Annotated in this window: 20 protein-coding genes; 12 read left to right on the top strand and 8 right to left on the bottom strand. The window is 45.8% G+C overall.

The window, feature by feature from the left end; all coding sequences use genetic code 11:
- Positions 1–6: 6 nt before the first annotated feature.
- The 3 genes from msbA to KV201_RS15650 are packed head-to-tail and all read left to right on the top strand — an operon-like array spanning position 7 to position 3,001.
- Positions 7–1,815 (top strand): lipid A export permease/ATP-binding protein MsbA, encoded by a 1,809-nt coding sequence (gene msbA / locus KV201_RS15660; RefSeq protein ID WP_006081198.1) that lies wholly within the window; start codon positions 7–9, stop codon positions 1,813–1,815.
- On the top strand, positions 1,816–2,835 hold the full coding sequence (lpxK, locus tag KV201_RS15655) for a tetraacyldisaccharide 4'-kinase (RefSeq protein WP_226059869.1): 1,020 nt from the start codon (positions 1,816–1,818) through the stop codon (positions 2,833–2,835).
- Positions 2,822–3,001, top strand: coding sequence for a Trm112 family protein (locus KV201_RS15650; protein ID WP_006081200.1), 180 nt, complete (start codon positions 2,822–2,824; stop codon positions 2,999–3,001). Before lpxK ends, KV201_RS15650 begins: the two co-directional genes overlap by 14 nt.
- Before the next feature lie 164 nt (positions 3,002–3,165).
- Here KV201_RS15650 and KV201_RS15645 read toward each other — a convergent pair whose 3' ends face one another.
- On the bottom strand, positions 3,166–3,627 hold the full coding sequence (locus KV201_RS15645) for a hypothetical protein (RefSeq protein ID WP_226059868.1): 462 nt from the start codon (positions 3,625–3,627) through the stop codon (positions 3,166–3,168).
- Positions 3,628–3,759: 132 nt separating this feature from the next.
- On the opposite strand from KV201_RS15645, the gene KV201_RS15640 reads away from it, so the two are divergent.
- Positions 3,760–4,449 (top strand): energy-coupling factor ABC transporter permease, encoded by a 690-nt coding sequence (locus KV201_RS15640; protein WP_226059891.1) that lies wholly within the window; start codon positions 3,760–3,762, stop codon positions 4,447–4,449.
- 170 nt (positions 4,450–4,619) lie between these two features.
- Here the strand turns inward: KV201_RS15640 and KV201_RS15635 are convergent, their stop codons facing one another.
- The 3 genes from KV201_RS15635 to KV201_RS15625 all read right to left on the bottom strand — a co-directional run bounded on the left by KV201_RS15635 (position 4,620) and on the right by KV201_RS15625 (position 9,424).
- Positions 4,620–4,976 (bottom strand): glutathione S-transferase N-terminal domain-containing protein, encoded by a 357-nt coding sequence (locus tag KV201_RS15635; RefSeq protein WP_006081203.1) that lies wholly within the window; start codon positions 4,974–4,976, stop codon positions 4,620–4,622.
- 361 nt (positions 4,977–5,337) lie between these two features.
- A complete protein-coding gene (locus tag KV201_RS15630) occupies positions 5,338–8,790 on the bottom strand; it encodes a DUF748 domain-containing protein (protein ID WP_226059867.1) in 3,453 nt (1,150 codons plus the stop codon).
- A gap of 253 nt (positions 8,791–9,043) precedes the next feature.
- On the bottom strand, positions 9,044–9,424 hold the full coding sequence (locus KV201_RS15625) for a VOC family protein (RefSeq protein ID WP_006087440.1): 381 nt from the start codon (positions 9,422–9,424) through the stop codon (positions 9,044–9,046).
- A 496-nt stretch (positions 9,425–9,920) separates the two neighbouring features.
- Between KV201_RS15625 and KV201_RS15620 the strand changes: the two genes are divergently transcribed.
- The 3 genes from KV201_RS15620 (at position 9,921) to KV201_RS15610 (ending at position 11,284) form a co-directional block, all read left to right on the top strand.
- Positions 9,921–10,625, top strand: a complete 705-nt coding sequence (locus KV201_RS15620; RefSeq protein ID WP_041408515.1) for a DUF445 domain-containing protein — start codon at positions 9,921–9,923, stop codon at positions 10,623–10,625.
- Between the two features lie 103 nt (positions 10,626–10,728).
- Complete coding sequence (locus KV201_RS15615) at positions 10,729–11,079, top strand: VOC family protein (protein WP_226059866.1); 351 nt, start codon at positions 10,729–10,731, stop codon at positions 11,077–11,079.
- Complete coding sequence (locus KV201_RS15610; RefSeq protein ID WP_011846519.1) at positions 11,054–11,284, top strand: DUF1289 domain-containing protein; 231 nt, start codon at positions 11,054–11,056, stop codon at positions 11,282–11,284. Before KV201_RS15615 ends, KV201_RS15610 begins: the two co-directional genes overlap by 26 nt.
- 312 nt (positions 11,285–11,596) lie before the next feature.
- Here KV201_RS15610 and cdd read toward each other — a convergent pair whose 3' ends face one another.
- Both cdd and sbcB read right to left on the bottom strand, forming a co-directional pair.
- The gene (gene cdd / locus KV201_RS15605) at positions 11,597–12,487 is read right to left on the bottom strand and encodes a cytidine deaminase (protein ID WP_006087443.1); all 891 of its coding nucleotides are present in this window, start codon (positions 12,485–12,487) and stop codon (positions 11,597–11,599) included.
- A gap of 210 nt (positions 12,488–12,697) precedes the next feature.
- Positions 12,698–14,110, bottom strand: coding sequence for an exodeoxyribonuclease I (gene sbcB / locus KV201_RS15600; protein ID WP_226059865.1), 1,413 nt, complete (start codon positions 14,108–14,110; stop codon positions 12,698–12,700).
- Positions 14,111–14,287: 177 nt separating this feature from the next.
- On the opposite strand from sbcB, the gene KV201_RS15595 reads away from it, so the two are divergent.
- The 3 genes from KV201_RS15595 to KV201_RS15585 all read left to right on the top strand — a co-directional run bounded on the left by KV201_RS15595 (position 14,288) and on the right by KV201_RS15585 (position 16,488).
- Positions 14,288–15,115, top strand: a complete 828-nt coding sequence (locus KV201_RS15595; protein WP_226059864.1) for a hypothetical protein — start codon at positions 14,288–14,290, stop codon at positions 15,113–15,115.
- A gap of 41 nt (positions 15,116–15,156) precedes the next feature.
- Complete coding sequence (gene rlmA, locus KV201_RS15590) at positions 15,157–15,972, top strand: 23S rRNA (guanine(745)-N(1))-methyltransferase (protein ID WP_226059863.1); 816 nt, start codon at positions 15,157–15,159, stop codon at positions 15,970–15,972.
- A gap of 306 nt (positions 15,973–16,278) precedes the next feature.
- The gene (locus KV201_RS15585) at positions 16,279–16,488 is read left to right on the top strand and encodes a cold-shock protein (RefSeq protein WP_006081219.1); all 210 of its coding nucleotides are present in this window, start codon (positions 16,279–16,281) and stop codon (positions 16,486–16,488) included.
- Positions 16,489–17,196: 708 nt separating this feature from the next.
- Here the strand turns inward: KV201_RS15585 and KV201_RS15580 are convergent.
- Both KV201_RS15580 and rne read right to left on the bottom strand, forming a co-directional pair.
- Complete coding sequence (locus KV201_RS15580) at positions 17,197–18,756, bottom strand: SulP family inorganic anion transporter (protein WP_226059862.1); 1,560 nt, start codon at positions 18,754–18,756, stop codon at positions 17,197–17,199.
- A gap of 154 nt (positions 18,757–18,910) precedes the next feature.
- Entirely contained in the window at positions 18,911–22,360 is a 3,450-nt protein-coding gene (gene rne / locus KV201_RS15575) for a ribonuclease E (protein WP_226059861.1), read from the bottom strand.
- A 542-nt stretch (positions 22,361–22,902) separates the two neighbouring features.
- Between rne and rluC the strand changes: the two genes are divergently transcribed.
- Positions 22,903–23,862: a 23S rRNA pseudouridine(955/2504/2580) synthase RluC gene (gene rluC, locus KV201_RS15570; RefSeq protein WP_012587983.1), complete on the top strand. Its 960-nt coding sequence runs from the start codon at positions 22,903–22,905 to the stop codon at positions 23,860–23,862.
- A 22-nt stretch (positions 23,863–23,884) separates the two neighbouring features.
- Positions 23,885–24,604: an HAD family hydrolase gene (locus KV201_RS15565; protein WP_226059860.1), complete on the top strand. Its 720-nt coding sequence runs from the start codon at positions 23,885–23,887 to the stop codon at positions 24,602–24,604.
- Positions 24,605–24,710: the final 106 nt, after the last annotated feature.

Here is a 24,710-nt window from a genome sequence, read left to right as displayed (position 1 = left end):
TTATCAATGACAACATCTCCTAAAGACGAAATGTGGACAGTTTTCAAACGATTACTGGGCTATATAAAACAGATGAAAGGCATGTTTATGCTTTCAGTTGCGGGATTAATTATTTATGGTCTCGTCGATGCCGCCTTTATCGCTTTCATCGGCCCCTTTATCGATAAGGGTTTTTCCGGCGGCGCACCCGCTGCGGTCACCAACGGCATAGCATTGCCAACCAGTGAAGGTTTCCACGCGAACAACGACGTGCTGATGATGGCGCCGCTTGTGGTTATCGTCATGTTTTCCCTGCGTGGTTTTGCCAACTTTGTTTCGACCTACGGCATCTCATACATGAGTGCGCGTTTGATCATGGACATGCGTCAGCAAGTGTTTGAGCATTATCTGAGTCTGCCTGTCAGTTACATGGACAAGGAAAATACCGGTAACTTGATTTCAAAAGTCACCTTCGATACTGAGCAAATCGCTCGAGCATCGGGAAGTGCTTTGATTTCTATCGTCCGCGACAGTGTGACTGTGTTTGGTATGCTTGCGCTGATGTTCTATAACTCTTGGAAGTTATCCCTGTGTATCTTAGTGATCGGGCCTATTATGGGCATGGTCATTGCTGTGGTCAGCCGTCGTTTCCGTAAGGTTTCTAAGCAAATTCAAACCGCCATGGGCGGCGTGAGTGCCACGACTGAGCAAATGATTAAGGGCCATAAAAACGTATTGGCCTTTGGTGGACAAGAAACTGAAGCCACCCGTTTTGCTAAAGTGAACGATCAAAATCGCCATCAAAATATGAAGTTAGCTGTGGCGCAAGCTATTAGCCAGCCGTTGATCATGATTATCGGCTCATTCGCCTTGGCCTTTGTGCTCTATGCGGCAAGTTTAGACAGCATGAAAGCCGATCTCACCGCCGGTACCTTCGCGACAATTCTTGGCGCTATGATGGCCATGTTGCAACCCATCAAAAACTTAACCCGAGTGAACGCTGAATTCCAACGGGGTATTGCAGCTTGTACCACAGTGTTTGAATTACTGGATACGCTGCCAGAATCCGACACCGGCACTTATACCGTCGAGCGCGCTAAGGGTCATTTACGTTTCGATAAGGTCTGTTTTACCTATGACAGCCAAGACCGCCGAGCGCTGGAAGATGTTGATTTTGAAGTTAAACCAGGGCAAACCTTAGCACTAGTCGGCCGTTCTGGTTCAGGCAAGTCGACTATCGCCAGTCTAGTGACCCGTTTTTATACGGGGCTCGAATCCGGCGATATTCTGCTTGATGATGTCAGCATTTACGATTACTCGCTAAAATCGCTGCGTAATCAAGTGGCTCTTGTATCGCAGCAGGTGACCTTATTCAACGATACGATTGCTAACAACATCGCCTACGCCTATCCCGGTGAAGCGACGCGTGAGCAGATTATTGAAGCGGCGACCTTGGCCTATGCGATGGAGTTTATTGATCAGCTGCCCCAAGGCCTTGATACCCAAGTGGGTGAAAATGGCGTGTTATTGTCCGGTGGTCAAAGACAGCGGATTGCGATTGCGCGCGCCATGTTGCGTGATGCGCCTGTCTTGATCCTCGATGAAGCGACTTCTGCACTGGATACTGAGTCAGAAAAAGCGATTCAAAAAGGGTTAGACAACCTCAGACAAAACCGTACCTCAGTAGTGATCGCCCACAGGTTGTCGACTATCGAGAGTGCCGATCAAATTTTAGTAGTGGATCAGGGACGTATCGTCGAGCGCGGTACGCACCAATCACTATTGGAATTAAATGGCATGTACGCCAAATTGTACCAAATGCAATTCGGTAGCTAGATGCAGACCTTAGTGAATAAAATTTGGTATCAGGGTCATCCACTGCGATGGCTCTTGTTACCTTTATCTTGGCTATTCGCGGTTATCACTTATGTGCGCCGCGCCTTGTTTCGCCTCGGGATCAAATCACAAACGGCAATGCCTGTGCCTGTCATCGTTGTCGGTAATATTACCGTCGGTGGCAGCGGTAAGACGCCAACCGTGATTTATCTGATTGAATTATTGCGCCAGCATGGGTTTACACCCGGTGTGATCAGTCGTGGTTACGGCGTTGATATTCAAGGCGTTAAAACGGTTAACTTAGGTGCGAGTGCAGCAGAGGTCGGTGATGAACCGGCCATGATAGTGGCGCGCACTCAAGTGCCTATGGTGGTTGGCGCTAAACGCGTCGATGCCGCCAATGCACTTATTGCTGAGTTTGGTGTCGATGTCATCATCTGCGACGATGGGCTGCAGCACTATGCGCTGGGACGCGATATTGAGCTGGTGGTGATTGATGGTCAACGCGGTTTAGGCAATGGCTTGCTGTTGCCGGCAGGTCCGCTGCGTGAAGGCGCGTGGCGTCTCGATGCCGTGGATTTTATCGTCAGTAATGGCGGCCCAGCAGCAAAAGGGCAGTTCGAAATGCAACTGGCACCTACGGAAGTGAAGCCCGTTAAATGCGATTCGACCTCAGGTCAATACAGTTTCGATAAATCTCAGCCGTTGGTTGCAATGGCGGGTATTGGTAACCCTGCGCGTTTTTTTGAATCGCTGCGCGCCCAAGGTTATCAACTGGCGCTATGCCAGGGTTTTGATGACCATCAGGCCTACGATAAAACCCAATTACGTGATTTAGCCCAAGACTTGCCGCTGTTGATGACAGAAAAAGATGCGGTTAAATGTCGCGATTTTGCACAAGAGAACTGGTGGTATTTGGCGGTCAATGCCAAGCTATCCCCACAATTTGATGAGCAGCTGCTCGCACGTCTTCGCGAGGTGGCTGCAGCTAAACAAGGAAACTTCCATGGCATTCGATAAAAAATTGTTAGATATAGTGGCTTGCCCTGTGTGTAAGGGAAAACTTGAGTACGATAAAACGACGCAGCAGTTGATTTGTAAGGCAGATAAGCTGGCCTATCCGATCACTGAAGGTATCCCTGTGTTATTAGAAAATCGTGCTGTGCCGCTGACTGAATCAGTTTAGTCTGATGTGAATGCGCGTATTGTCCAATACGCGCATAATTACCTTTTTAAGCTTTTCTTATTATTGTTTTCGCTATTTTTAGCCGATTAACAGTGCTTATCTAATCTTGCGTCTTTTCGATGCTCAGCCCTTAGCCATGCAAATTTAAGCTACTCAAACCTTCGCTAATAGTTCACAAATTTCTGTTTATCGGCATTGGTCGCGCCTTCTTGGCATTCACCACGAATTTCGCCTCGCCCGGGTTCGATAATCCGACTCAATTCGATATAACCTTCGCGGCAATAACCTGTCATTTCAAGGGTTTTCGTTAAGCCTAATTCTACTTGTCGTCCCCAAACTTCTAGTGAGTTCTGTAGATCTTGCATCGCGCGACGTTGTTCACGGGGATCTTGCATGCTACGCACGCGAGCATCGTGCGGGAAAGGGCGGTCTGCATCACCCATGTTAGATTTATCATCGACCAGCCGCGCTGTGTAGCTGAAGAGTTTAAGGCCATCGGCTTTAATGTCTGTGGTTAACTTATCCCGTAATTTTCCGGCAAGTTCGCTAGGATCGATGGGGGCACTGCTGCAGGCGATAAGTGAGAAACAACTTAAGATGGCAAGGCTGAGGTATCGAAGCGGCATAATCAAATTTAACTCTTAGGTTATTAACTGACAGCAGAATACCTTAATATGACCCTAAAGTTCATGGATTTATGGCATCTTGATGGACTGAGTGTGACTCTATTGGCGCAATGGATTAAGGATGGGCGATTAATGTTGGCGTTTTGGTCGAATAAATGGGCGCAAATCGAATGGGATATGAGCCTGACTCAAGGCATATGCCTTATGCTCTTGGCGTTATGGCTCTATGCGATATGGCCAAAAGAAGAGTTAGCGCAGATCCGACGGGATAAAAACCTGCAGCTACGCTTGTTACTGACGCTGGTGGGCGTCAATGCGCTGTGGTCGTTAAATGCCAGTATTCAAACTGGGTTGCATCTGCATTTTCTGGGGATAGTGACCTGTATGCTGATGTTCGGTTGGCGTCTTGCGACCGTGGCATTACTGTTGCCGAGCGCTTTTTTTAGTCTTTTTGTACTAAAACAGCCCGCTGATTTTGGGGCTTTTAGTCTGTTCGCCATGGTTGTGCCGCTGTTCCTGTGTTTTATTTTATACAGTCGTAGTTACCATTTATTTCCTAAACACATTTTTGTGTTTATCTTCGTCGGTGGTTTTATCAATGCGGGCCTTTCAACTGTGTTTCATCAATTGAGTTGGGCGATGTGGTTGTGGTCTGCAGCGGATTACGATTGGAATGTGTTAGTGGATGACTACTTGATGCTAATCCCTTTGCTGGCGTTCCCCGAGGCATTGCTTAATGGTATGGCGGTAACGCTATTGGTGGTGTATCAGCCCCAGTGGTTATTTGATTATTCTGACCGTGAATATTTGTGGCGTAAGTAGATGTGATTAAACAACGCAATAAAAGAACTGCGCCCGAAACCTTGGTATTTCAACGGAAAACCCATTGTAAAGTTCATTGGGAAGTCCATTGAAAAGTCGATTAAACAGTTCATTGGAAAGGTTACTGGGCGCACTTATTTGGATATTTACACAGACAGTTGCACCGCGATTTAGGCGAAGCGTTGGTCTAAGTAGTTAATGATTTCTTTAGATTCATACAACCACTGTACTTGGCCGTTTTCTTCAATACGCAGACAAGGCACTTGCTGTTTGCCACCTTGGGCGACGAGCTCATCTTTGTGTGGCGCTTTTTTAGCGTCGTGGGTCACTATGTTGAGTCCCTGACGGCGCATTGCACGGCGGACTTTTACGCAAAATGGGCAAGCTGGATATTGATACAGGGCCAATGCTTGAGTTTGAGTATCAATCTGTTGTTGCTCTGCCAGTGGACGTTGGCGCTTTTTAGGGCTAAATACGAAGTTTAAAAACAGAATGATCCTGCCTAAAATCCAGCGAATGATAAACATGTCAGTGACCTCAATAATAATGTGTGTTGAAAAGTGATTCGTGTGTCAATGGCGCCGTCGCAAATGTGCGACGAAACTGGGATTTAGCGATTCGTGCGTGCGATCCCAGTTGCATAAAGGCCGCAGAGTGTAACCTATGGCACAAAGCGCGGCCAACATTTTAGTGTGGATTAACAGGTAGAAGATTCTTTGGCGACAAGGACAGCGTTTTCGCTTAGCGGTAACAATTAGATATGCGCTTAGCTATACATTTAGGCATGCTCTTCACCATAAGAAAGAAGCCCGTTAAAGCTGAGCTTTAGCGGGCTTCTTTTATCGCAAAGATAGCAGCTGCTTGTGTTATTGCGGGGCTATTGCGCCTCTATTGCACATCTATGGTGAGGCTCACTTGTGCCACATTCTGGGTTAAACTCACTCGGCTTTCGAGCAAGAAGATCCGCTCTGGGGCAATCTCTTTCACGTCCACAAGGTAAGCTTTAACTGCTTTGGCTCTTTCTTGGGCCAAATTACCCAACATACCATCATTAACATTCTGCGCTTTTACCGACAGATTATATAAAGCGATATGCCAGCGGGTGGTGATTTCGTCATCGGAAAGCTGCGCGTCTTTGGCCTCTGCGATTACTGTGTCTTTTATTTGGACCGGATCGGCTTTAACTTCCTGCTCGTAGAGTTTCACTAGCGCATCGGCGAGCGGCCCTTGGGTCGGGAATTGGCTTGGACTTAAATCATCAGGTAACGCACTGAACTCGATATTGGCTAACTTAGCCAATTTACGCTTCATGATGCGCTCAGCAATGGCTTGGCTGTCATTGATGGCATCGACTTCACCTTCAACGCTGAGCTTGAGCATAGGTCTGTCGAGTAAGGCGCTAGCGAGTTTGTCTAAACTTTTCTGCTCATCTTCACTTAGGCTGAATTGACCGGCGGCAAAGCTGATTTTGTCTAAGCTTTCGTCTGAACCTATCAGCCCCGCTAAGAAAGTGAAGGGCGCAGTGACGGCTTTAGTGATCACATTGGTAATCGCCGTCATTATGATGCTGCCGACACTAAAGCTGGGTGAGTCTAAATCGCCTGAGACTTCCATGCCTAAATCAATCACGCCGTTACGGTCCTGTAGCAGCGCAATGGCGAGCGTGATAGGTAAGCTAGTGGCAAGGTCACTATTACTGGGTTTACCGAGTTTCAGTTGATCTATGACTAGATGGTTATTGCCCTTGAGTTTGTTCTGATCGAGTTTGTAGTTCAGCGACAGTGATAACTGTCCCTTATCTATGTAGTAACCCGCATAGGTGCCTGAGTAAGGATTGACTGAGGTTAGCTCAACACTTTTGAAGACCAAATCGAGATCTAAATATGGCATGTCTAACAAAGGGTTAATATCGCCTTTTAGGGTTACAGGCGCGTACTTGTCAATCTTACCTTTGATATCGACCGAGGCTTTAGTGCCTGGCGTGGATGACAGGTGAGTGATATTGCCTTCAAGCAGCTCAATTCCCGAAGCAAAATTAGGGGTTAGTGAGTTATCGGCAAAGTAAGCCGAGCCTTGGCTAAAGCTAATTTTTTGAATATCGAGGCTCAGCTCAGGCGTTGCTGACTTGCTCGCCATTTGCTTAGCAGGGGGCGTGCTGTTCGTAGTCGTACTATTTGTCGTCGCAGCAGCAATAGGCGCTTCGACGATAAGGTCGCTGATATTAGTGCTTCTATCTTTAGCGATCACCACTTTGGCGTAGGGTTGGCTAAAGGCTAAGTGATCGATTTTGATTTGATTTTTTTGTTGGTCAAAATCCAGCTGATTGATATTCATCTTTTGCCATTTGACCAGCGGGGCATTACGCAATTTGTCATGAATGGCTAAATCATCGAGCTCAACACTGCCGCCGTAAATGGCTTTGCCCTTGGCATCAGCCGTGAGCTTGCCTGCAGAGCTTAATAAACCACTCTTGAGCTGGATATTCACGTAGGGCGCGAGATACGGTTGGAATTGGATTAACGCGAGCTTATCGAGTTGAATATCGGCATCTATGGCTTCGCCTGGCACATCGACCTGGCCTTGAGAGCTTAAAGTACCTTTGTCATTAATGCTGAGTTGTAGCGCATAATCAATCGGCTCGGCCAAGGTGCTGGTGATAGTTTTTGTTGAAAAGTTAAGTGGATACACACGCCATTGCTGCGGTGTTTCAGTTAACTTTTGCTCCGACAGATTAAGATCGTAGTTTTCAATATTGAGCGCATCGAGTTGTACGAACCAAGTGTCTGTTGACTTCGTTACTGGTGTTTGCTTGATTGGCTGTTGTGGATCTGCCTCAAAAGCGACTTCTGCAGTGGCTTCATTAGTGGCATCAGCTGTGATGTTTGCAGCGGCCTCAGTATTTTGCTCCGTTTTATTGTTCTCGCTGGCCGTGGCTAATTCGCTTTCAGTTGGTTTGTCTGCGGTCTCGCTTGCATTAGTTGCCGTCTCGGTTATTTGAGGCTTTTCTTCCACTTGCGCGACTTGTACGCTCTCAACATTTTTGGCCTCTAGTGACTTAGCATCTGCCGGCTTAGTTTCTATCGACTTAGCATCTATCGGCTTAGCATCGATGGAATTAGCAACTGGCGGCGCAGCACTTGTAGACGCACTGGCGGATTTAGGCATGAACAAACTAGCGAGATCGATCCCGTCTTGATTCAAAATGGCGTTTACAGTGAGGCCATCACTGTGAAGCTTATTGATGTGCACTTGCTGCTGCTTTAGATCCATCGAAATACCGTCGAGGGCAAAGATTGGCAGCTTAACCACTGAGCGTTCTTGGTCGTTAAAGTTCAGTTTTTCAACAATAAGCTGGCCATTGTTGCTGGTGACTTGTAACTCGCCATTCTCGGCAAAATCCACTTGATACTGAGTCTTGGCAGTGATCTCGCCATCGGTAAGTGCTGGCTTAAATTGATCGTCGATAAATCGCCACATTGGTGTCAGTTTCAGTTTAGCGATGTGGACGTCACCCGCAACTTTTAATGGGAACAGTTGGAATTGCCCCTGCAAACTGATTTCACCAGCATGATCATCACTGAGTTGTATCGCATAGTGATTGTGCTGGATTGGCATAACTTGGGAACCAGAGCCAGTGTCAGAGGCTGATTGGGCGTTTGGTGTCGGGTTGGCTTCAGTCTTATTTGCTTTTGTGGCTGGTGCTACTGAGGCCGACAATGCCGACATCAAATATTCAGTATCGAGCTGACTGAGTTTTAAATTGATATTGGGATAATTAACTTGAGCATGGGTAATTTTGTCATCGAAGTTAAATTGCCCTGCATCTAATACAAATTGGCTGAGCAGGACACGAACGGGGGCGCTGGCTTCTGTGGCTGTTGTTTCTGTGCTCGCGGAGGAATGCTCGTTCAAGGTCTGCAGAATATCGTCGAAGTTGAATCCAGCTTTGCCTTTTTTCTCCACGCGGATGATGTGTGCGTAGGGCGCTTGTATGTGTATGTTTTCGATAACGGCGGCGCGATTAAAAACAGATTGCCAAAAGTTCACTTCGAATTGGACTTGCGCTAAGCCTGCAAACGGTTTTTCGTCTTTTTCTTTAATGGCCAGTTGGTCGATTTCGACTTTGAAATTAAAGGGATTGATGCGGATATCCCCGAGGGTGACGGGACGGCCGAGTAAAGCAGAGAGTTTTTCGGGTGCCAGCGTGGTTATTGCATAGGGCAGGATTAAGCCTAATGTGCAGACATAGCTAAGGTAGACGGCGGTGAGGTAAACAAGCACACGCAGGTACCTTGGGAGAGCAAAAAAAGTGTGTTTGAATTGCGATAGCTGGGTCAGCATTAATATCAAGGCTCCAATGCATAAGACAGGGGAAAACTGCCATAAGTGCGAACATTCTAGCGATTAACGCTAATGTTTCCAGATCTTATTTATATTTTATCAATGAAATCTTGGCATTACCCGACGACGACCTATTCTGAACCCAGTCGTTGCTGAATGACAACCAATCTCCTACATTGATAGCTACATCTGTATCAACCTGTGGCGTATCCTTGAGTAGTCACTCCTCATCATGTTTAGGTTAGTTTTTACATCAGCGTTTTAAATAGCTAATGGCCGCAATAATGGCGCCCTGTGGGTCTTTTATCCAACAAAAACGGCCCACCTCTGGAATGTCTTCAGGGCCAAACAGAATGTCACCGCCGAGTTTTTTGGCACTGATAGCCACTTGATCCACATCGTTAACGGTAATATAGCCAGTCCAATGTGAGGGAAGGGTGGGGATTAAACTGTCGGTAATTCCGCCAATGCTGATCCCCTCGTTTTCAATAATGTGATAGTGACCGTGGGGCATTTTGACGGTTTTAAAGTGCCAGCCAAAAATCTCAGCATAGAAGCGCATGGCCTCTTCGGTATTATTGGTTGTGAGTTCATGCCAACTTAACGCCCCTGCAGTATTAAAAGCCGATTCCATAAGCGCATCCCTAATTTATTGTGGTTAACTTTTGTATTTGAGCCGATGTTCAGTGGCTGTGTTTAAGGCCCGTATTTAAGGCTTGTGTTGAAGGCCTTTATTCAAGACTTGTGTTTAAGCCCTGAATTCTGAGTTTGTATGTTAGAAACCCTATTTCGGGTTTCTAACCCAAATTGAGTGTAGTTGAGGCCAGTTGATAATTCACAGGCAGTAAATTAAAATTTCTGCATTTTTGAGCTTGGTGAGCATTAAATTAACTTAATGTTCTACAAGGGGATTCACTTATTTTGCATAGAACTATCGGCCGTTAGCGGCTCTGTGACGTTGCGGCTTTAGCTATGAGCTGGATGCAGCTTGTCGCGCCAAGACTTAGCACTGAAAACAGATTTGGAAATGGGTTCGTTTACTGTGGTTTGAGTGTTAGACCTGACTCCCGTTAACTTGTTAATATAGGCCAGTTTTGCATCTTATCGATGCCACCTTAGGGGATACGAGATTGAATAAGAGTTTAGTAACAAATTTATTGGCGGCTGCTTTGGTGGTTGTGGGTTACCTGATGCATTCGGCAATTGTCCTGAATGTCGGATTGTTTGCCTTATCGGGTGCGATTACCAACTGGGTTGCGGTTTATATGTTGTTTGAGAAAGTTCCCGGACTCTATGGCTCGGGAGTCGTGCCTTCTCGTTTCGAAGAGTTTAAGGCGGGCATTGCTCATCTGATGATGAAGCAGTTTTTTACCACAGAAAATATCGAACGATTCCTATCGGAAAAAGAAGGCATCAGTAAAATGGATTTGGCGCCCGTGATTGAAAAGGTCGATTTAGCGCCTTCTTTCGATGCCTTAATTAGCACAGTCGCGCAATCTTCCTTTGGCGGCATGTTGTCTATGTTCGGCGGTACGGATGCGTTATTACCGCTAAAAGAGCCGTTTATTGTGAAGATGAAAGCCTCTTTAGTTGAAATGGCGCAAAGTGATGCATTCCACGAGCTGTTGAAACAAGAAATCGAACAGCCAAATGTGATGGCCGATCTGCAAACTAAAATTGCCAATATAGTGGAACAAAGGTTAAACGAGTTGACACCGCAAATGGTGAAACAAATCGTTCAGGACATGATCCAAACGCATTTAGGTTGGTTAGTGATCTGGGGCGGCGTGTTTGGCGGTCTGATTGGACTTGTCGCAGCCCTAATCCAAGGTTAACCTGAGTTAAAGCCGCGGATGGAATGGGAGCTTTGGCTCCCATTTTTTATTCATACATTTTGTGCCCATCATATTGTCCCCTTATTAAATAGCAAGGAAGTCTATGAACCTTCAACACAGCATCAATTATTTGGAAATCCCGAGCCGCGATATTGCGAGTACTAAGGCCTTTTTTAGCCAAGTGTTTGGCTGGACCTATGTCGATTATGGTCCTGAATACAGCTGCTTTATGGATGTCGGGATCACAGGTGGCTTCTATCAAGCCGAGGTGGATTTTACCCTCGCAAAAGGCTGCCCGCTGATTGTGATCTACAGCCAGAACTTAGAATTGACTCTGACGGCTGTCGTGGCCGCTGGCGGCGCGATTACGGCAGAGATCTTTAGTTTCCCCGGTGGTCGCCGATTCCACTTCACTGAACCCTGTGGCAATGAATATGCCGTCTGGTCAGAATGATCCTAATGCCAATCCCTGTATCCGCAATTGTTGTTTAGATCAGCAAGATATTTGCTTAGGTTGCTTTAGGCATCTCGATGAGATTTTAGCCTGGCGCGCTATGTCAGATGTGGAGCGGCAAGCTTGTTTTGCCAGAATGGCGCAGCGTAAAGCTGAGTCTCAGGCCAAAAGAAGCGGCGTAAATAGAACTCTGGATAGTGAGTAGCCTTGCATAATTGTGCTGAGGTTAACCATCTATGCTGAGTTAGCTTTCTCGTTTGAATACTCAGCGTTACGTTTAAGTACTAGAAGGGTACGTATGAGCACTGGCAGTTAGGTTTGAACACTAGGCGTCACGTTTGAGGATTGGGCATTAAAGCTTAGGACTGCTACTTTGGCGTATTCGACGTTTTAGCCATCAGCATTAGCGCTTTATAACTTGATGTTGAAGTATTAATCGAATAATCCAACGGCGAAATACGCATTAACGTCTTTCGCCGTTAGCATTTTGAAGCACTCTTGGCATTTGAAGCAGACGTTACACCGGATCGATGACTATGTGCTCAAGTTCGATGGCGGCAACGGTATGGAGTGCATCCATAGTCGCGCCGACTAAACTGATTTTTCCTTGAGATGATTCAATCAACACCGCACGGCTGATATCGCTAAACTCGCGATTATGGCGAACGAGATTCGACAAAGCCATCTGCATCGGCAGCATAGAAGGATTGAATGCCGCGTTCTCTGCATAGCGACCACAATAGGTTGCGCCATCGCGTGTTTCTAAAACCACGGCAGCAAAACTCTGAGTGTAAGGCGCGTAGCTTAAACCGGCATGATCTAAACCTTCGATGATCATAGGATCGGCACTATCCAGTGCAAATTCAGTTTGTTGCTTTGCCATTAAAGGCGAAGTGACATTTAAGTCTTTAGGACCAAAGGCATAGGGTAAATAATACGCCAGTGGATGGCTTTCCTGTGCGGGTAGATGAATGCTGATCTTACTTCCTTCAACCAGCTCATTCATAAATTGACGGCAATGGCCGCAAGGGCTGGCATTGACTATGATATCAACAATTTGGCTTTCACCGCTGAGCCATGCATGGCTGATAGCGCTTTGTTCTGCATGCACAGAATGAAACAGCGCTTCACCGGGTAATTCTAAGTTGGCACCCATGTAGATATCGCCACTTTTGCCTTTGGCAATCGCACCGACATAAAACTCACTGATAGGCGGTTTCGCCAGTGCAGCGGCTATCGGCAGGAGTGCCAGTAACACTTCTGCTTCGGTCATCTTGCTTGCACTTGTGAGTGTGGCAAGTTGCTGCGCATCTAAGTGTCCAGCAAAATTCTGGTGCAACATCGGAATGAGAGCATCGGCTAACGGCGTTGGCAGTTGGGTTATGCTACGAATGAATCTATCTTGCATTTCCCGATTCCTTATTTGTTAAGTTCATGGAAGAACATTCTAGTAATTTTGTTACAGCATAAATGCGAGTTAGCTCGCGTTTATACGCTGCAAATGTGTGTGTTCGATAGTAAACAATTTAAGTTATGCGCCTAATAGAGTGAGTCTATTCACGAATATAAACAAGCTTAAGACTATTAAATAAAAGACTTAAGCTTGAATTGATTAAACTTAAAGTTCACGCAAATAATGACAAAGGACAGCCAGTAACTTCTGCTTAGTCTCATCCGCTTGCGTATCTTGCAGCAGATTTTCTAATTTAAGTACGTAGTCTTGATCGGCTAAGCGACTTTGACAGAATTCACGCCAGCGCTGTGACTCTTCGTAATCGAGTAGTTCAGGATAATTACGGGCGCGGTAACGAAACAGCATTTCAGGGATACGTGGATCATCAAACTGCAAGTCTAGCGCCGCTAGATTTTGCGGTAGGGTATGACGGATGATTTCCATTTTCGCTTTATCAGCTTGGCTAAAGAAACCACCAGAATACAGCATCAAATCGGGATCTGTGGTCGCTCTGCTGTCATCGTGCTCAAATAAGAGCGCCAGTTTTTCACGTAGTTCTGGGTGAAGTTTAAGGCGTTTATATTGCTCTCTGGCAAATTCTTTATCTATGCCTAAACGAGCGGCATGTTCATCGCTGAGGATTTTAGCCGAAGTGATAAAAGGGCACTTATTTAAATGAATTTGTTTTACCGCGATCGGTAATTCGTCTTCGGCAAGATCGGCTCTTGGCGTATACATACGCGTTTTAATTTGCTCGATATCTAGCTCAAAGAGTGGCGTTAAATCCATGGCTAAATTAACGCAAATAACTGCATTTTTATTGGTTGGATGGTGCGCCACGGGGGAAATCAACGTCGTACAGCCATTGCGAGCACTGATCTTAGAGCTCACGTGTACTAACGGCTGCATATTGAGCACATCGATTTGATCGCTCACCGCTTGTTTACGGCGCAGGTCAAAATAGTACTGATATAACTTAGGCTGTTTCTCGCGAATGAGTTTTGCCATAGCGATGGTTGCATACACATCAGACATGGCATCATGGGCTTTCTCATGGCTTAAACCATTCGCTTGGGTCAAATGTTCTAGCTTAAAACTAGGAGATCCATCTTCCTTGGTTGGCCAATTGATCCCTTCGGGTCTAAATGCGTAACACGCGCGTACTAAATCAATGATATCCCAACGAGAGTTGCCATTTTGCCATTCACGGGCATAGGGATCGATAAAGTTTCTATAAAAGCCATAACGGGTCACTTCATCATCAAAACGCAGTGAGTTGTAGCCCGCGACACAGGTGTTTGGCTGGCTAAACAGTGCTTGAATACGCCCCATAAACTCAGTTTCAGGGATGCCTTTTAAATTGGCTAACTGCGGAGTGATCCCTGTGATCAATATCGCTTCTGGTGACGGCAAATAATCAGGGGCTTGCTTGCAATAAAATGTCTCAGGCTCGCCGATAATATTGAGATCTAAATCCGTGCGAATACCGGCAAATTGCGAGGGTCTGTCTTTCGCCGGGTTAGCCCCAAAGGTTTCGTAGTCGTGCCAAAATATGCTTGGCTGAGAATGATTAGACATAAATTAAATTCAAATGACAGTTTGTCGAATAATAACATCTTAACACCGAAATTCCCCGAATGAACATTTACACCACTAAGATGATTAAGCCATTATCTTGAAAATATAACGGCTTAATAGGTGATCTTCATTAAGATTCGACGGTACAATCGCGGCTGAACAGGGGAATTATGTCTTATGTATCATCAATTTCTAAATGAGCCTATGGTGCTTGATGCTGAAAAGGCGTCGATACTCACGTTGCGGTTACCCGACGATATCAGTGATTTTATTGTGTTACAGGCGATCAGTGCGCCTTTGCTAGAGGTCGTCGTTATTGCTGAAGCTGGAACCCCGCAAAATATTGCTATCCGCTTTCAACCGTTTATGGGTCTTAAGGTTGAATCGTTACCGCAAAGTGCACAGGCCTTTAATACACCGATCACTCGAAGTCTTGGGCAAGGTTTTAGGCTTTATACGCGAATGGGCACTGCAGCAAAATTTTGCGCAGCAGAATTGAGACAGGGTGTATCTTTTACCTTAGATATGACTAATCGTTTAGGCGCAGAGAATTGCTTAACGTTTGCCTTACAAGCAGATTCAAAGTTTGAGTTAGTGCCTTTAGAAGCCGATTTACGTGTCTTACATGAGCCTAAAGCGCTGATGGTCGCCAAAGCGCTGTTAGCAAGACAATACGACTATGCCGCATCGTCAGAATCCCTTGCCATTTACATGACCGAAATCGAGCAAGTTAGGTTAGAATTACAAGCATTTTTACGCGGGGAGCTTGGCCAATGTCACGCTAGCCTTACCGATGAGGTATTAAGGCTCGATCCCTTGTTGCTTCAGAAACAACAATGGTTATTTAGAACCTATACCCATATGTTTGAGCGCCCCAATTACAACCGCGCCGCTAATGATGTTGATAACACAGATAAGTTATTAAGAAAATTAGAGTGTTATGAGTTGCTTGCACCACCTGAACTGATCCAGATGGTTGATCGATTGATGGAAGACGAAACGTAAACTTTTCTTGCCAAAATTTAGTTAAACGATAAGAGTCCACTATGCATTATTTATGTCCCCTGTGTTCCGCGCCGCTGACGTTAACGGATCGAACTTGGGGTTGTCCACAGCAACATAAGTTTGATATGGCCAAAGAGGGCTATGTCAACTTATTGCCCGTACAGAAGAAAAACTCAAAAGATCCTGGCGATAACAAGCAGATGATGTTTGCTCGGCGTGAATTTCTAAACGAAGGCTACTATCAAGATTTGAGTGATAGAGTGAATGCACTCGCGCTCGAATTTGGTGCTGAAGCAAAGCAGATCCTCGATATAGGCTGTGGGGAAGGGTACTACAGCCAGCGTTTATTCAATGTGTTGAGCCAGCACCATGATTGTGATTTACAAGGCATAGATATTTCTAAGTCAGCAATTAAATATGCGGCTAAACGCTACCCCAATTTAGCATTTTGTGTGGCAAGTGCCTATGAGATGCCCATCGCCTCTCAAAGTGTCGATCTTGCCATTCGCATTTATGCACCTTCCAAAGTTGAAGAGTTACAACGCATTATGGCCGATGGTGGTATCTTGATAACAGTCTCTCCCGGACCTTCACATCACTTCGCCTTGAAGCAACAGATTTATGCCGAGCCTAGATTACATCCCGTATCAGCCGCGCATATTCCCGGATTTGAGTGCCTGCATCAGGAACGCTTAATTTCTCAACTTGAACTGACAAAAAGTGAACATATTGCTCATTTTTTAGAAATGACGCCTTACGCTTGGAAGTTTACCGATGCTCAAAAGCAAGCATTTGCTCTGCAAGGACTGAGTTGTGAATTGGATTTCCAAATTGAAGTGCATCGCATTTCAAGATAAGCGATAAGATTAAGCTATTGAAATAAATTATTTAAAATGTTTAACTGTACTTGCTAAGCAGCATGAACTGAGTGTTCAGCTAGCCGGTTGCAAAACCGCAAAGTAGATTTAGGCAAAATAAATAATCCAAAGTGTCGCAGCGTGTTGACTTATCTTTAGAATGGTTTATAGTCTTATCAGCTTGAAGGTTGGGCTTATATTTATGTGTTCAATACGACCAGTTCGTCCTGTAAACATAAGTAATACCGGCATTTTCCAGCTCCACCGCCGTTAAGGCTTTAATTTTTTATTTACAGGATTTATATTATGTCTCAAGTTACTGGTGTTGTTAAGTGGTTCAACTCTGACAAAGGTTTCGGATTCATTGAGCAAGAATCTGGTCCAGACGTATTCGTACATTTCCGTGCGATCAACTCTGACGGTTTCAAAACTCTTGATGAAGGCCAAAAAGTGTCTTTCACTGTGACTCAAGGTCAAAAAGGTCCACAAGCTGAAAACGTAACTATCGTTGGTTAATTTTCGGTGCTGTTAGCCTAGAGCTGATAGCAATGGATTAAAGGGCTATGGTTTATTCCATGGCTCTTTTTATTTGTGTGAAATTTAAAATATTCTTCTAAGTTAGATGCTCTTCTAGAGTGGGTAGTCTTCTAAGAAAGTAAGAAAGTAAAATATACAGTTGCTAGATGCATGAGCTTAAGTTGCTCAACCGTTTTCTTAGCCTACCGTATTAATTTAACTGTTAGCTCCCGCTTCCAGATTTCCTCTTCATCTCCAAAACACCTCATTTTCAGAGAGTTAATCTTCAATAAAGCTTCCTCGATTCATCCACCATGTTTTTGCTTCAGTGATATTAAAGCTTCTTAGCTCTCAACACAGTATTTAGCCATCGCGTAACTTAACTCTCTAGGCCGACAGCGCGTGCATCCCATTACTTTTTTGTTGTATGAATCTGGAGGACCAGAAGCAGCAGGGCACTATTAACGCTTTGGAGTCTGTTTATACAGCACTGTGTTCATTGGTAACATGCCTAACTACAAATCTCGCTATGGCTAAACCAGAATTCAGATAATAATTACTAAACCGAGTGGGATGGATTATAGATTGATATGACTCAGCTTTTTGCCATTCAATGATTGGCGTTGAGTCGATAAAAAAGCCTGAATATTACTATTCAGGCTTTTTGTATTTCTTATGGAAGCTCACACATTGCTAATGAAACATTGCTTACGAATCCAGCTTATCATCGGCCACTTTATAGTGAGGATCATCGAGTTGATTCACTTCGACAAGATTTCCCGCTTTATGCAGCAGTGCTTTACAGTCAGCGCTTAAGTGGATCAAGTGCAACTTCTTGCCCGCATTAACATAACGTTCAGCGAGCGTGTCTATTGCTTCCAATGCGGAATGATCGGCAACCCGAGAGTTCTTAAAGTCGATAACCACATCTTGTGGATCTTTTGATGGGTCAAATAGCTCGAGGAAGTTCGCAATTGAGCCGAAAAACAATGGGCCATTGAGTTTATAGACTTTCCAGCCTTGCTCATTCTGCTCTTCAGTCACATTAATATGCTTGGCATGTTCCCAGGCAAAGACTAAGGCAGAAACGATCACGCCGACAAATACCGCAAATGCCAAATCGGTAAATACGGTTACCGTCGTCACTAGCACGATAACGAAGGCATCATGCTTCGGGACCTTGCCCATAAACTTAAAGCTTGCCCATTCAAAGGTGCCGAGCACAACGATAAACATCACCCCAACTAGCGCCGCAAGTGGGATTATCTCAATAAATGAAGCGCCAAATAAGATAAAGGCAAGCAGTGCGACTGCTGCTGTAATTCCTGATAATCGGCCGCGTCCACCCGAGTTAATGTTAATCATCGATTGACCTATCATGGCACAACCACCCATAGCGCCGAAGAAGCCGCTGGTGATGTTCCCAAGACCTTGGCCGACGCATTCTTTGTTGCTGCGACCACGGGTATTGGTCATCTCATCTATCACAGTTAATGTCAGCAGTGATTCGATAAGGCCTACTGCAGCTAAGATGCAGGAGTAGGGCAGGATGATATATAAGGTTTCAAGATTAAAAGGCACAGAGGGAATCGCAAAGCTAGGTAATGAACCCGCTATCGTCGCATTGTCGTTACCACTCATGGTTTTGAGGAAGTCGAGGACATTACGAGTATCAAGATCGAGTCCGACGACAATTGCCGTTACAGTGAGGATTGCGACTAGTGATGAAGGCACTGCAGTGGTGATCTTAGGCAAAAAATAAATGATAGCCATCGTCAGTGCCACTAAGCCTAACATCAGCATTAATGGTTCTTGTGGCAGCCAGACTAAGTTTCCGCTGGCATCCTTGACCTTAAACTGACCAAGTTGTGCAAGGAAAATCACAATCGCCAGACCATTCACAAAGCCAATCATGACGGGATAGGGCACAATCCGAATAAATTTACCGAGTTTACATACCCCGGCTGAGATCTGGATGAGTCCCGCTAAGACTACGGCAGCAAATAAATATTGGACACCGTGCTCAACGACCAAAGACACCATGACTACGGCCATCGCGCCTGTCGCGCCCGAAATCATCCCTGGACGGCCACCAATCAGTGCAGTGATAAGTCCCATTATAAAGGCGGCATAAAGTCCAACCATAGGCTCTACATGGGCGACAAAGGCAAATGCGACCGCTTCTGGGATAAGCGCAAGTGCAACTGTTAGCCCTGAAAGCACATCGGCTTTATGGCTAGACGTTTTGTGGCGAATGAGATCAAACATTGAACCTCTGTTATTAAGTTGTTGTGTGGATAAAAATAAGGCGCGAATACTAACAAAAAAATGGATTGAGCTAAACCTTAAATATAGTGTGAGTTTTACGATAGAAATAAAAAAGCCATGCAATTGCATGGCTTTTTCTGACTAACCTAAGTGGTTATGGACGAGCCATATCCGACTCTGCACCGTTAGCGAGTTTAATTTTGGCGGTAGGCTCTTCGGTCGCAGTATTTTCATACTCGCGTCCTTTAGGCACAGCCACTTGCTCTCTCACTTCAACAACTGGTTTGGTCATATCCGAAGATACCATAGAGCCAAAACGGCTGGCAGCTTTCGGCTTGTTGACTACAACCGCATCAGTAACCGAATCCGTGATTTGCGGATTAACTGTAGTAGGGGCTGCTTGCACTGTTGCTTGAGGCTTAGCGATAGCAGCAGGTTTTGCCATTGGGGCAGAGGCTGTTGCTTTAACCGCTTCTTTAACTTCAACACCCGGTGCAACGCTTGGCTCTACAGCAGTTTCAGTCTTAGGCGCTTCAACTTTAGCCGCTTCAACTTTTGGCGCAGCTGGTGTAACCGCTGGGCTTTCAACTACAGGAGCTTTAACCGCTTCGACTTCAGCTGCAACGTTAGCGACTGGAGCCTCAACGACTGGCGCCACTTCAACTTTCACTTCAACCGCTTTTGGCGCTTTCGCTTCAGTAGCTTTAGTCTCAACTGGCTTAGCTTCAACTTGCTGAGTTTCGACTGTTGCAACGTCATTTGCTGGCGTTTCAACTTTCGCTTCAGCTTTAACGACAGCAGGAGCTTCAACAACAGGTGCTTCGCTTGCTTGTGCCGTTTCTACTTCAACGGATTTAGCCGTAGCCACTGCATCTGTTTTAGTTGCGACGACTGGCGCTTCTACACGCACACTGGCGACTTCGCTTGGATACTCTTGGTCAGCACCTAATTCGTCGTTAGGAACGAATTGCGCTGGCGTTGATGTACCTTGGTCATCTTCGTCACGACGACGACGTTGACCGGCTGCACGAAGGTGACGTGGGCTGCGACGGCTACGACGTTGGCCATCTCTTTGCTCGCGTTTTGCTTGATCATCAGCAGTTTCGCTTTCAGCATCGCCCGCGTCGTTATCTTGCGATACCGCATCCGCTGGTGCTGCAACTTCAGCTGTAACAACTTCAGCCTGTTCTTCAGTCTTAACAGCATCAACCGCTGGGGTTTCAGTTACTGCAGAGCTCACCGCTTTCTCTTCTACCGCAACATTTTCTGCCGCTTCTTGAGCAGGTGCCGCTTCTTTACGAGGCTGACGACGCGTTCTTGGTGCTTTAGTTTCTGCAGGTGCTTGGGCTACTTCAGCTCTAGTGTCAACACTGATAGTGCTCGCAGCTGCGGCGTTAATGGCTGCAATTTCAGCTAATACTTCAGCAGCATCTTCTGGTGCAATTGGGATCGCATTATCTGGCGTGTTATGGCCATTATCGATACGCACCTTACGGCGCATGTTACGACGTTGACGGCGTTCACGGGCGACTTCTTGCTTAGGTGCATCGGCTTCAACGTCGGCAACCACGTCTTTTGGCGCTTGTACACGTGGCTTAGGTTCCGCTTTCGCTGGACGCTTAACAGCTTCTTCCTTCTCGCGAACTGGGCGTTCTTGAGTGCTTGTGCTTACCGCTGCATCAGCTGGTTTTTTCGGATTACGGCTGCGTGGCTCACGAGTGCCTTCTTTTGCTTTATCAGCATCTTGGGCATTACGTGGGCGGCGAGTATCGTTGCGACGGTTACGGCGGTTGGCGTTAGCGGCACTGGTATCGGCTGTTTTAGTTTCAACAACTTTTACGGGTTCTGCTTTTTCGCTTGGCGCAAACATGGCGCTGACCGCACTCACTAGCTTGCTGAAGAAGCCAGGTTGTGGCGCTTCAACTTTCACCGTTGGTGATGGCGCTTGTTCTACTTTCTGTGGCGCGGCAAAACCTTTTAATGCAGGAATAGGCGCTGCGGTACGTTCCAGTTTACGTGGCTCATACAATTTGGCATCAGGCTGCTCGATACGCTTATAGCTAGACTCACTGATTTCATCATCACTACGGTGACGGATCACGCGGTAATCTGGCGTCATCATGTGCGCATCAGGTATCACATACACTTCGACATCGTGACGTTGTTCTGTAATGCGAATGGCTTTGCGTTTCTCGTTCAACAAGAAAGCCGCCACATCCACAGGCACAATCGCTTCGATTTGTGAGGTGTTCTCTTTGATGGCTTCTTCTTCCATCAAACGTAAAATCGACAGTGCTAAAGATTCAGTACTGCGAATAGTGCCTTGGCCATGACAGCGAGGGCAGATGTGCGCAGCAGATTCTTCTAAAGAAGGACGCAGACGCTGACGCGACATTTCCATCAAACCAAAACGCGAAATGCGACCTAACTGCACGCGAGCGCGATCATGGTGCACAGCATCACGTAAGCGGTTTTCAACTTCACGCTGATGGCGCACAGGCGTCATATCGATAAAGTCGATAACCACTAAGCCACCTAAGTCACGCAAACGTAATTGACGCGCAATTTCATCGGCGGCTTCAAGGTTAGTGTTCAGAGCTGTCTCTTCAATATCACCGCCTTTAGTGGCACGGGCAGAGTTGATATCGATTGAGGTTAAAGCTTCAGTTGGGTCGATAACAATCGAACCGCCAGATGGCAGACGCACTTCACGTTGGAAGGCTGATTCGATTTGTGATTCGATTTGGAAGTGAGTGAATAACGGCACTTCAGCTTCGTAAAGTTTTACGCGCTCAACGAAATCTGGGCGAACTAAGGCGATATGTTGCTTAGCTTCTTCGAAAATACGTGGATGGTCGATGAGGATCTCGCCCACATCACGACGTAAGTAGTCACGAATAGCGCGCACGATCACGTTACTTTCTTGGTGAATTAAGAAAGGAGCGCCTTTAACCTGTGAAGCTTCGGTGATTGCTGCCCAGTGGTGCTGCAGAACTTTTAAGTCCCACTTTAACTCGGCAGATTCTTTACCCACACCGGCAGTACGTACGATAAGCCCCATGCCCGCTGGCACTTCCAAATCGGCCATCGCTTCTTTTAACTCAGTACGCTCATCACCTTCGATACGACGAGAAATTCCGCCTGCACGTGGGTTGTTTGGCATTAATACTAAGTAAGAGCCTGCTAGGCTGATGAAGGTCGTTAAGGCTGCGCCTTTATTGCCGCGTTCTTCTTTGTCAATTTGCACAATAACTTCTTGTCCTTCACTGACAACTTCTTTGATATTTGGGCGACCTTGGAACGAATATCCTTTCGGGAAATACTCTCTGGCGATTTCTTTCAGTGGCAAAAAGCCGTGACGATCAGCACCGTAGTCGACGAAAGCGGCTTCTAAAGACGGTTCTACGCGGGTAATTTTACCTTTGTAAATGTTTGATTTTTTTTGCTCATGACCTGGACTTTCAATATCTAGATCATACAGTTGTTGCCCATCAACAAGGGCAACACGCAACTCTTCTGATTGAGTTGCATTGATTAACATACGTTTCATGATGACGTCATTCTTCTTTAAATAGAGGTCATCAAACATCGCGCTTCGCTGCATTACGGGCCTAGCAGTAGGTCAACTGAGCCTCACGGCTGGTGGCTAGGCAAGAGGTGCGCATTGCTGTTAGACGCAGTCGCTGCGTGTCGCATCCTATTTATGGCTTATTTTTTAATGATTACAAAAACAAGGAATTCGTTGTAAAACATCAACCAACCCCATAAATTCTTTAGTTTCTTTCCGGTAATGCCCAAGTCGAATCGGTTTGTCTGACGACAAGTTAAAATATCCTTCGAAATCGGGGAGGAAAATCTAGGGTAAACCTTATTAAAGTAAGGCGACTTTCTCGATTTAATCGTAAAAAACGCATTTATGGTATTTTTACTTATTATACGATTCGCAAATCAATGACTTGCTATCAAGAAAATGTTTTTTTATCCGTTAAATTTTCCGTTTGGGATCGGGGAGATGTGAACACTTTATTCACGGCTTATCCCTAATCGCTGGTGAAATATAGCAATAATCAAAAAATTCAGCAATGGAAAGGCACAATTCTTCTCAGTTGTTGTACAATGGCGGCCGTTATAATTAGATGGCGCATCATGAATATAGAATCCACCCCACAACAGGTTCAGTTGATCACGATTGATGAAGATCACTTCGAACAGCGTATCGATAACTACTTAATGACCAAGCTGAAGGGCGTGCCGAAAAGCATGATCTATCGCATTGTCCGCAAGGGCGAGGTTCGAGTGAATAAGAAACGCATCAAACCCGAGTACAAGTTGCAGATTGGCGACATAGTGCGTATTCCGCCTGTCCGAGTGGCAGAGCCTGATAACCGTACCGCACCATCGCCTAACTTAAGCAAAGTCTCGCAACTCGAAGACCGTATTTTGCACGAAGACAATCATTTGATCGTGCTGAATAAACCTGCTGGCATTGCTGTGCATGGTGGTAGTGGTGTCGATTACGGCGTGATTGAAGCATTGCGTTCACTGCGTCCTCAGCAAAAGTTTTTAGAGCTAGTACATCGTCTCGATAAAGATACTTCGGGTGTGTTGTTGGTGGCGAAAAAGCGTAGCGCGCTTAAACATCTGCATGATCAGCTCAGATATAAAAAGATGCAGAAAGACTATTTGGCCTTAGTTAAAGGTGAATGGTCTGCTCAAGATAAAGCCGTTAAACAGCCTTTATTAAAAATCACCCTAAAATCCGGTGAGCGCATAGTGCGTGTTAATGCGGAAGGTAAGCCTTCTGAAACGCGCTTTAAAATTATGCAGCGTTACCAAGGTTGTACTCTCGTGAAGGCAAGCCCTGTCACTGGACGTACTCACCAAATTCGGGTGCATTGCCAATTTGCGGGTCATCCTATCGCCTGTGATGATAAATACAGCGAGCAAGGTTTTGACGACAGCATGCGTTCATTAGGCTTAGCTCGACTCTTTTTACATGCGGCTGAGTTGATGTTCATTCATCCAGAAAATGATGAAGTGATGCGGGTCTCTGCGCCTTTGGATGAAAACTTGTCGCAATTATTAGATAAGTTAAAGCGTGTGTAATCGACGGGGATAGGTTTCAAGGATGAAGATAAAGCAATACGATTTAGTGATTTTCGATTGGGATGGCACTCTGATGGACTCCATTGGTAAAATTATCACCTGCATTGAAAATATGGCTAAGGCATTGCGGTTACCTATCCCAACCGAAAGCGATATTCGCGATATCATCGGTCTTTCTATGACAGAAGCGCTGCGAGTCCTGTTTCCTCATGGGCTTAATCTCAGCGCTTCTTCTGCCTATTCTCAGCATCAGCAGCATCCTAAAAATGCATTCAGCCAAGGCGAAGATGATCCATATCAGCAGATGCGCGCCGAGTTTAAAGCACAATATTTGCATTTAGACACCACGCCAACGCCACTCTTTGCACAAGCACCTATTTTAATCGATGAGTTACATACTCAAGGTTATCAATTAGCTGTTGCAACCGGTAAGGCCCGTGCAGGGCTTGACCGCGTTTTTGCGCAAACGGGCTTAGGTCGATACTTTGTTGCATCACGCTGCGCTGATGAAGTGCACAGCAAACCCCATCCTGAAATGATCTCAAGTTTGCTGAAAGAATTGAATATTGCCCCGAACCGAGCCTTGATGGTGGGTGATTCTCTGCTGGATTTGACCATGGCGGCCAATGCCGGGATTGATAGTATTGGCGTGACCTATGGCGCCCACAGTGCCGAAAAGTTACTGCAAGCAGGACCTATCGCTTTGATTGACTCTCCTGCGCAATTGCTGCAATACCTCTAGCACTGCTATTTATTTATGCTGAAGCGGCAATACATGCCGCTGCGCATGAGTACTTCTTTGTTACCTTTATTTACGTCCCATCTTCCCGTCAATGAAACGAATCTGC

Source organism: Shewanella sp. SR1 (assembly GCF_020447145.1).
In the GTDB taxonomy this organism is placed as follows: domain Bacteria; phylum Pseudomonadota; class Gammaproteobacteria; order Enterobacterales; family Shewanellaceae; genus Shewanella; species Shewanella baltica.
The sequence above is the reverse complement of the archived record's forward strand: the minus strand, read 5'-3'. Positions and strand labels throughout refer to the sequence as shown.

Coding starts and splice junctions, on each gene's coding strand:
- msbA (WP_006081198.1), top strand. CDS start 7: ATGACAACATCTCCTAAAGACGAAATGTGGACAGTTTTCAAACGATTA.
- lpxK (WP_226059869.1), top strand. CDS start 1,816: ATGCAGACCTTAGTGAATAAAATTTGGTATCAGGGTCATCCACTGCGA.
- KV201_RS15650 (WP_006081200.1), top strand. CDS start 2,822: ATGGCATTCGATAAAAAATTGTTAGATATAGTGGCTTGCCCTGTGTGT.
- KV201_RS15645 (WP_226059868.1), bottom strand. CDS start 3,627: ATGCCGCTTCGATACCTCAGCCTTGCCATCTTAAGTTGTTTCTCACTT.
- KV201_RS15640 (WP_226059891.1), top strand. CDS start 3,760: ATGTTGGCGTTTTGGTCGAATAAATGGGCGCAAATCGAATGGGATATG.
- KV201_RS15635 (WP_006081203.1), bottom strand. CDS start 4,976: ATGTTTATCATTCGCTGGATTTTAGGCAGGATCATTCTGTTTTTAAAC.
- KV201_RS15630 (WP_226059867.1), bottom strand. CDS start 8,790: ATGCTGACCCAGCTATCGCAATTCAAACACACTTTTTTTGCTCTCCCA.
- KV201_RS15625 (WP_006087440.1), bottom strand. CDS start 9,424: ATGGAATCGGCTTTTAATACTGCAGGGGCGTTAAGTTGGCATGAACTC.
- KV201_RS15615 (WP_226059866.1), top strand. CDS start 10,729: ATGAACCTTCAACACAGCATCAATTATTTGGAAATCCCGAGCCGCGAT.
- KV201_RS15610 (WP_011846519.1), top strand. CDS start 11,054: ATGAATATGCCGTCTGGTCAGAATGATCCTAATGCCAATCCCTGTATC.
- cdd (WP_006087443.1), bottom strand. CDS start 12,487: ATGCAAGATAGATTCATTCGTAGCATAACCCAACTGCCAACGCCGTTA.
- sbcB (WP_226059865.1), bottom strand. CDS start 14,110: ATGTCTAATCATTCTCAGCCAAGCATATTTTGGCACGACTACGAAACC.
- KV201_RS15595 (WP_226059864.1), top strand. CDS start 14,288: ATGTATCATCAATTTCTAAATGAGCCTATGGTGCTTGATGCTGAAAAG.
- rlmA (WP_226059863.1), top strand. CDS start 15,157: ATGCATTATTTATGTCCCCTGTGTTCCGCGCCGCTGACGTTAACGGAT.
- KV201_RS15585 (WP_006081219.1), top strand. CDS start 16,279: ATGTCTCAAGTTACTGGTGTTGTTAAGTGGTTCAACTCTGACAAAGGT.
- KV201_RS15580 (WP_226059862.1), bottom strand. CDS start 18,756: ATGTTTGATCTCATTCGCCACAAAACGTCTAGCCATAAAGCCGATGTG.
- rne (WP_226059861.1), bottom strand. CDS start 22,360: ATGCAGCGAAGCGCGATGTTTGATGACCTCTATTTAAAGAAGAATGAC.
- rluC (WP_012587983.1), top strand. CDS start 22,903: ATGAATATAGAATCCACCCCACAACAGGTTCAGTTGATCACGATTGAT.
- KV201_RS15565 (WP_226059860.1), top strand. CDS start 23,885: ATGAAGATAAAGCAATACGATTTAGTGATTTTCGATTGGGATGGCACT.